Origin of the sequence: Vibrio sp. B4-6 (assembly GCF_963888245.1) — a bacterium.
GTDB lineage: Bacteria > Pseudomonadota > Gammaproteobacteria > Enterobacterales > Vibrionaceae > Vibrio > Vibrio anguillarum.
Genome location: NZ_CAWPIM010000027.1, coordinates 1 through 7,371, shown reverse-complemented (window position 1 = coordinate 7,371; position 7,371 = coordinate 1). Strand labels below are relative to the sequence as shown.

The following is a 7,371-nucleotide window of genomic DNA, read 5'->3' as shown; positions in this document are numbered from 1 at the left end:
ACCAGTCTTCGTTACATTGTCAGACTCGCTACTTTATTCAGAGTCCTAGGTTCATCTGGTGATACAGATGGTTCACACATTAAGCGGTGAACAGCGCTTCATACGACCTCACGTCGCACGCCCCATTATTAGTTTCGCTTAGTTGCAGTCGCTGGAACTACAGCCCAAGTTTGCACTAGCTGTTCTAATCTGAAAGTGGCTACTATTCTTACTAATCAGTTACATATTTTCAACAAACATGGTTAGGTAAAACGCTAATCTTGACCCCACTACTTTTTAAATGTCGTTGAATCAGCTTTTAGGCATTGCCATCAGCAAGAAACCTGTTAGAACGCGACTTTCCAAACCTATGGATTCGACCGATTTCTCCACTAACTCCCTACAGTGTTCCTTTTTCAGTTTTAGCTTGCCAACTGCAAGTGCGCCCGCGAACTCAAGGGCTGCATAACCAAACGGATGCTTGTGCCTAGTAAAAACCTTGTAGAGAAACTCTTTCATCAGTTCACTTAAGTGATGATCGGACGAATAATCCAATTCTGATGGTAGGCTGGCGCGAAGGATGCAGGCTTGCAAAATATCATCGTTAAATCTCAAGAAGTTCTCTGGGGAAATAATTACGGATTGATAGTTTGTTGGCCTTAAACACTTTTCAGGATCTGCGTGTTCTCGCGCTGTTTGTAATACTGCGGCTATGGTTAGAAGCGTAGCACTTTGCGTAATACTGTCAATTTTTTCATCAAACTTGTCATCAAAAAATACGAAACCTTCGGTAAGTTTTAATGAATTGCCATTAGCATTGGGCAGCAAGCTAGCTCTAGCTTGATCAATACAATTAGATAGTGCTTCGTAACATTTCTCTGCTTCATCGGGCGTAATTATGTCCAATGGTGATGTGCTTTCATTATCCGCTTTTGCAGCTAATTGTGCCAACTCGTCCCATGATTTTTGGATGTTATCTGGTCCCAATGGCAATACTTTCCAAACTGAAAAATTGTAAAATCTTGGTGTTGCATTGCGTACGAGGAATTGCTCAAGCTTTTTCCAAGATTCCATGCTTTGGGGTAGACCAACGCCTATTAAAAAGTGTCTGGGAACGGTTTTGCTTTCATATTCCCTAAGGTCTCGACTAATTTGTCTCAATTTTCCTCCGTCACCTGAAAATGCCGTGACGACTATAACTCCGGTTGCGTCTTGTAAATCTTCTTTTTTTATATTCGGCCATTCCAATAACGATGGAGATTTTCCATTACCGCTACTGTTTTTAATAAACTCCGAGGCTTTTTGAGCCAAAATTTTAGACGCACCGTCATCACTGAATATCACAGTATCAATAGACGAGGATAGAGACCACTTTAACTCTTCGTCCAACCAGTTATTAAACTTGTTACTGGCGTGAAGATTTTCTGGCTTGAGGCTTAGCAATGGACTCTTTTGAATTATATCAATTCGTTGGTTAATTGGGTTGATGCCTGATATGCAGAAATCTTTGAGGATATCCGGAAGGTGTTTAGGCTTATGGGGGATACCCACGGTCACTTGTTTAGGGGGTTTAGCCTTATATGAAAAATGTTCACCTACTAACTCTATATCAGTTTCATTACCATCAACATTACTTACTCCTTGTAACAAGGATGCTGAAGACAGGTTGATAAGCACATGTGATATGGAGGATCTTACTTCTACATCAATCAAGGTAACGATTTTGTTTTTACAGAAGTTTCTGTTGACTAGATCTCTAGCCATTCCCCCTGAAGTAGATGCAGAAATCACCACAAGGTAGTCGTCAATGGGTAAATTAAGCTCCTTTAAAAAATCGTAGGAATGGTAGCTTTCGATATTAGCACTACAACCGGCAGTTAAAGCAGCTTCTTTTACAATAGAGTAAATACCCATGGTATCTATATAGATTGTTTTAATTTTGAGCCAATCTACATTTTCAACTAAGGTTCGCAATCCGTTAGCGACGAATTGTAGTTCAGTTTCAGTGGCAGCTATATCTCTCGACTGTATAAACATTTTACTGGTGCGGCCAGAGGGGTGTTTGAATGTGTGTCCTGCGGGCGCAATATGCAGAACATTATTGCGCTCAGCAAGCTTACTCAGACCTGTTGAGTAAAAATCAGTCACATCTTTTGTCTGAAGTGGCAAAGAGTTGGGTGAGCGAGTAAAACCTTCATGTATTTTAAAACTGCCATCACTAATATCAATAAAGTATAGGGCTTTGGTGAAGCACACGTTGTTTTTCGACAAACGATCCAAAAAACTGTCTTGTAAATCTTTATTTTGCCAATGTTGAAGGCAGTCATTGATTTTACCGGAAGATACGTAAATAACGATGCCGTCGGGAAGGGTATCACTATTTTTTAACGCTTTTTCCAAAGCTGAAAAAAAGCCAGATGGATCTTGCCAAGCTCCGTCTCCAAGATAAGCGCATAGAATGTCAAACTTTTGATCATCAAGATCTTTTTCTGCGTTAAAGTAAAGTACGTTGTCCACTATCTTTCCTTAAGGGAACCAAAATCGATACCACTGTTCCTGAAGTGGACCCAAGACTTTTGTTCGTCCAATTTTCAAAATTCATCAAATATTGGGTTTGCTGCTGTTTCGCGGCTTCTAGAGATTGCTCTTGCGTCCAAAATCCATGCTTGTCTCTGTCAAAGCAATTGAATAAACACTGGTTTCCAGACCGAATTCTTATCAATCCCCCTACTTTACTTAGCTGATTTAAAATCGTGGGGTAGCCGTTGCCTGCTCCACTTTCAGATTTAGTAGAGAAATTTTTTCCAATACACTTTATCAGAGCATCTTTCTCGGAGGCTGCGTCAATGCTTGTTCCAAAGGCCCTTCCTACCAACCCCGGACCGGTATCAAAAAAGCTCACCTCCATACAACGCAGCGTTTTCTTGGTTCCGTCTACGCTCGTTGCAACATTGTCGTTCCAATACTTACTTAGTCTTGGATGCCCCATAAAGTCTTTTTCATATGTCTCGCTTGATTGGTCTTTCCATGAAGCAATCATCCCCTCTACATGTTCAATGTAAGGTCTACCGTGCTGGTCTCTAAGGGCATGTTCTTGCGTATTTTTGAAAAGCTCGCACCCAAAAATACCAAAGGCTTCAATTAGGTCTCCATCTAAATGGTTGAACTCTCTCTGATTAATTTGTTTAAAAATAGCCACCATAGTTTTTGTCATTAGTGAACTATCTCTTACCGCTTGGCTATTTTTGTTTGAAAACAGAGGAGACAAATACTGTCTTTCCGCACCGCTGATACAACATAAGTCGATCGAACGTCCACGAACTATTTCTGCATAGTGCTGATTATCGGAGGCAATCATTTTGTCTTTTGCTGGCAAAAGAGCTTTTCGCCTAGAGATAACCTCATTGTTTATGTTAATTGATTTATTTAGTCGCACCGACGTCAAGCCCGGAGCATAACTACACAGCTCTTGCAAAACAATTTCAGTATTAGGTGAATTCTGCAACACCAAGACTTTTTCAGTAGAATTACGAGCAATAGAGACGAGAGCCTGTAATCTAGCTGCATCTTTTAAGGCTCCGTGCCTTTTTGATATAGCCTCTGAAGAAAGTTTTACCGTCTCACGACGCTCTGCTTTCTTAATGACGTTCTCCATGTCATCTATTGACTCTAAAGGAGACTCTTTCAGTCGTTCCATTTAATTGTTCCAAACAATTTATCTGTCCCCATTGTCACAGTATTCTACTTCCCTTTCAGTGAGATAATTCAAAACTCCAGATTTCAAATAATAATTGTCCAGAGCCTTCACAGTGGGCATTGTTTGAAAAGAAAGTGCCCCAAAATGAGCTAACCCGACCTGCGTCTCACACTTCAATTTCAGTATTTGTAATAACTAAACTAATGGACGTACAAGCAAGACGCGACCCCATGACTTTCAAACTACATTAAAATAGCAAGAAGCAAGTCACATGTGAGAATGTGCGTTACATATATTGCAGAGCTTTATGGGTTCAACTTAAAGCTAACGGGTGATATGTATTGATTAAGGGCTATTTGACTTTACGTTATGCAATACGTTTACTACTATTATTGATCAAGTTGCATATAAAGAGGTCAGAATAGAATGGCAATCTCGAATAAATCGTGGTTAATAACACTTTCAGTACTAGGTATAACCTATATTACAGTCGTATGTAGCAGCGCCTATGGAGCTAGCAATAGCTCGAATGACAAGGGATATGAGGTATCCAAAGCAGCCTCTTCATTATGTGTCGAAGACTGGTTCCCCCACAGCCAAACCCCAGCTCCCCAAGAAGGTCAAGACAGTCTATTTAATGTCATGCCAACGACTAATGCCATATTCCACCAATGGTCTTGGCAAAAGTTTCTTTGGCTAACTAAACCAGATAGAAATGGCAAGCCTATATTTGAGGTCGAGACCAAACAGGTTGACAGTAATATGTCTTTGGTTGGAGACAGCTCAAGGCTCATATTGTCAAGCTATAGACAGGCTGATGATGGTGTTCTTCGTTCTAACCCAGAGTATAGCTCTTTAAGTAAGAGCTATACGGTATATTACAGTATTCATGTAAATGACACTATGTTGGACGCATCTAAGAACTACGCCGACACTATTTTAACGCCCCCTATTAAAGATCATAACCTCTATACCTTTCCAGTTGGTTCTCTTGAACTCAAAGCATCGTGGGTGAATGTTAATGCTATACCAAGTAATTTGCGTCATCAGTATTTTACTCGTAACGCTAAGATAGACAGTGACTTATTCAATGGTGAAGTTGAAGTCGCTCTATTAGGGATGCACGTGACTGGTGTCGTCGAAAACCACCCTGAGTTCATTTGGGCAACTTTTGAACACGTAAATTTAGCTCCCAAGTTTGAATGGAGCTATCCCGATGAGGGGAACAGTTACCTTCATCCGGTATCGTCAAATACGCCTCTACTATTTTATAAAAAAGGAGTCTACGCAAATAAAAATGACATTTTGAAACCTAAAGATGACACCGAGATGCCCCAAAAAAATGTGTTCACCTTGTATGAATACGGTGTTCCAAAGTGGACTTTGGGTACGCCTGGCACGAGAGGGTATTTTACAAAAACAAGTCAAGACCATGACCAAACTCCACAAAAGCGTTCTGAGAATTACGACAACATAGCAGAGCTAAATAGTTGTGTTCACGAAGGTTTGGCTAAAGAAGATGTTTGGCGAAACTATTTTTATAACGGTTCCATCTGGATCGATACTGATAATTTAACGCAACAAGAAATTGCTCAGAAGTTAGTGAGTTTAGGTAGCCAGTCTATTAACGAGACCAATGGGTTAGCCAATGCCGAGTATGGATCTTCAACGCGTGGCTCAGTAGCACTATCCAACATCACTATGGAAACCTATTTTCAGTTCAAAAATGGCGATGATATCAATTTAAAAGCTGTACCTGTAAAAAATATGCGCAACTGTTTCACGTGTCATGGAACTGACGCAAACTTCGGTTCTGAAGGTATAAAGCTCTCTTCTCCATTAAATTTTAGTCATATATTTCGACGTTATTTAAGTGAGCGAGCAGGCGTGATGGGCGAAGAGTTAGATCAATTACGTCACCTAGATTTACAACTAGCAAAATAGTTACATCGCGATTTACATAACACTACAAGGAAGCATATGAATATTAGAAATTTACTTATAACAAGTATACTAGCTATTGTTGCCACGGGCTGCGCTACTTCAACGCCCACCAATGGTATTGAATCAGTGAAGCTGAAAGCAAAACACCCTACCGTCAAGTATGTAAGAAAAAATGCGAGCAGCCCAGAAGCGGCAGATGATCTCGCCGCGCTGGATGTCGCCCTTAAAAAAATGCGCCAGATGGGCTGTGAAATGCCCATGAGCTGGTACTATCAAGGAGCGATACACTCTGTGCCAAATAAGGTAGAGAATCAAAACCCGCTCTGCCCTTCATATATTAACGACACCCAGCTTAAGTGGGCATGGGCAACCTGTACTCATATAAATGGTTCCGAGTTGCACTTTCTAATTTGGCATAGATTGTATATTGCACACTTTGAAAAAATAGTAAGATCACTGTCGGGTAAGCTAGATTTCGCTTTACCTTACTGGGATTACACAAACCCCAGTTATCGTGTAATGCCAGCTCCGTTTAGGGATACAAACAGCAGCTTATTTGAATTATCCCGACTACCAAGCTTAAATGAAGGTGATGCTATTGCTGGCGAAGTGGTATCAAAGCTTGATACTAAAAAGCTGTTCGAAAATACTGTCTATTCGATATTTAATAGCAATATTGATGCAGCACCTCACGGCGCTATGCATGTCTACATTGGTGGTGGCTTGGCTGGCAACACAATGTGGAACCCTATTTATCAAAACAATGATAACTTTGGCCTGATGACACAAGTCCCTTCCGCTGGCTTTGACCCAATTTTTTGGTTGCATCATTCAAATATCGATTACCTATGGCAAAAGTGGGAAAACTCCGCCAATGGCGCGCGACCAGAATTGGAAGATCTCGAACAGCGACCATGGGTCTATCAGTTTTATGACCCGGATTCAAATTCAATCAAAGGTGAAGGGAAAAGGGTGGTATACACAGTTGCGCAAGCATACGAGGCCGCAATGCACCCTGACTATGTGTATGACCAGTTACCAAGTGGCGTCAGTGCCATATCTTCTAGCAAGCATATTGAGTTGACTGCTCGCTATAAAGCCATGGAAAAGGTGCAAGTATGGGCGGAAACAGTTGGCAAAGAATTCGTTGACGGACGCCTAGTTATAGCGCCCTCTGCAGCAGCAGAAAGCAAAAGCAACCTTTTGAAAATGCAACCAGCTAAGACGACAGCTTTAGAAGTAACGCTGTCATTTAAGGACGAGCCTTTAGCTCTATATAAAGCATATATTATTGATAGTAATGGCGACAGACACTTAGCTGGCACATTGAGCTTCTTTGGTGCAAAGCATCACGCAGGTATGCATGCTAACCATAGTAGTACCACCACGAAGACGTTTATATTTGATGTAACTGACGAACTGGAGCCCGGGGAGAGTTTCTCACTGAGCATAGAGCGAGAGTTAGGTTCAGATATGGGGATCTCATTGGAACATATGGCCCTGTATACATACTAGAGTAGTGCTTTCTATCGGGGGCTTTTAGGTAATGCTCTCGGTAGATAGTAATGTGACGCTCACTTGTTATTAGTAAAATGCTAATTTAGCAAAATCACTAACTCGTTTATGTCCGTGCGACCTGAAGTCGTATGAAGCGTTGTTCACCGCTTTATGAGTGAACCGTCTGTATCACCAGATGAACCTACGAGCCTGAATAAAGCAGCGGCTCGGACAATGTAACGAAACTTGGCCGT

The 7,371-nt window shown here is 41.2% G+C and carries 4 protein-coding genes; 2 read left to right on the top strand and 2 right to left on the bottom strand.

Annotated elements, in window-relative coordinates:
• Positions 1 to 291 precede the first annotated feature (291 nt).
• Positions 292 to 2,496 (bottom strand): hypothetical protein, encoded by a 2,205-nt coding sequence (locus tag AACV20_RS09100; RefSeq protein ID WP_170908061.1) that lies wholly within the window; start codon positions 2,494 to 2,496, stop codon positions 292 to 294.
• Positions 2,474 to 3,676: a hypothetical protein gene (locus tag AACV20_RS09095; protein ID WP_170908060.1), complete on the bottom strand. Its 1,203-nt coding sequence runs from the start codon at positions 3,674 to 3,676 to the stop codon at positions 2,474 to 2,476. The genes AACV20_RS09100 and AACV20_RS09095 overlap by 23 nt, the downstream gene beginning before the upstream one ends.
• Positions 3,677 to 4,102: 426 nt before the next feature.
• Between AACV20_RS09095 and AACV20_RS09090 the strand changes: the two genes are divergently transcribed.
• Both AACV20_RS09090 and AACV20_RS09085 read left to right on the top strand, forming a co-directional pair.
• Positions 4,103 to 5,620 (top strand): hypothetical protein, encoded by a 1,518-nt coding sequence (locus tag AACV20_RS09090; protein ID WP_170908059.1) that lies wholly within the window; start codon positions 4,103 to 4,105, stop codon positions 5,618 to 5,620.
• 36 nt (positions 5,621 to 5,656) lie between these two features.
• Positions 5,657 to 7,135: a tyrosinase family protein gene (locus AACV20_RS09085; RefSeq protein WP_170908058.1), complete on the top strand. Its 1,479-nt coding sequence runs from the start codon at positions 5,657 to 5,659 to the stop codon at positions 7,133 to 7,135.
• The last annotated feature ends 236 nt before the right edge of the window (positions 7,136 to 7,371 follow it).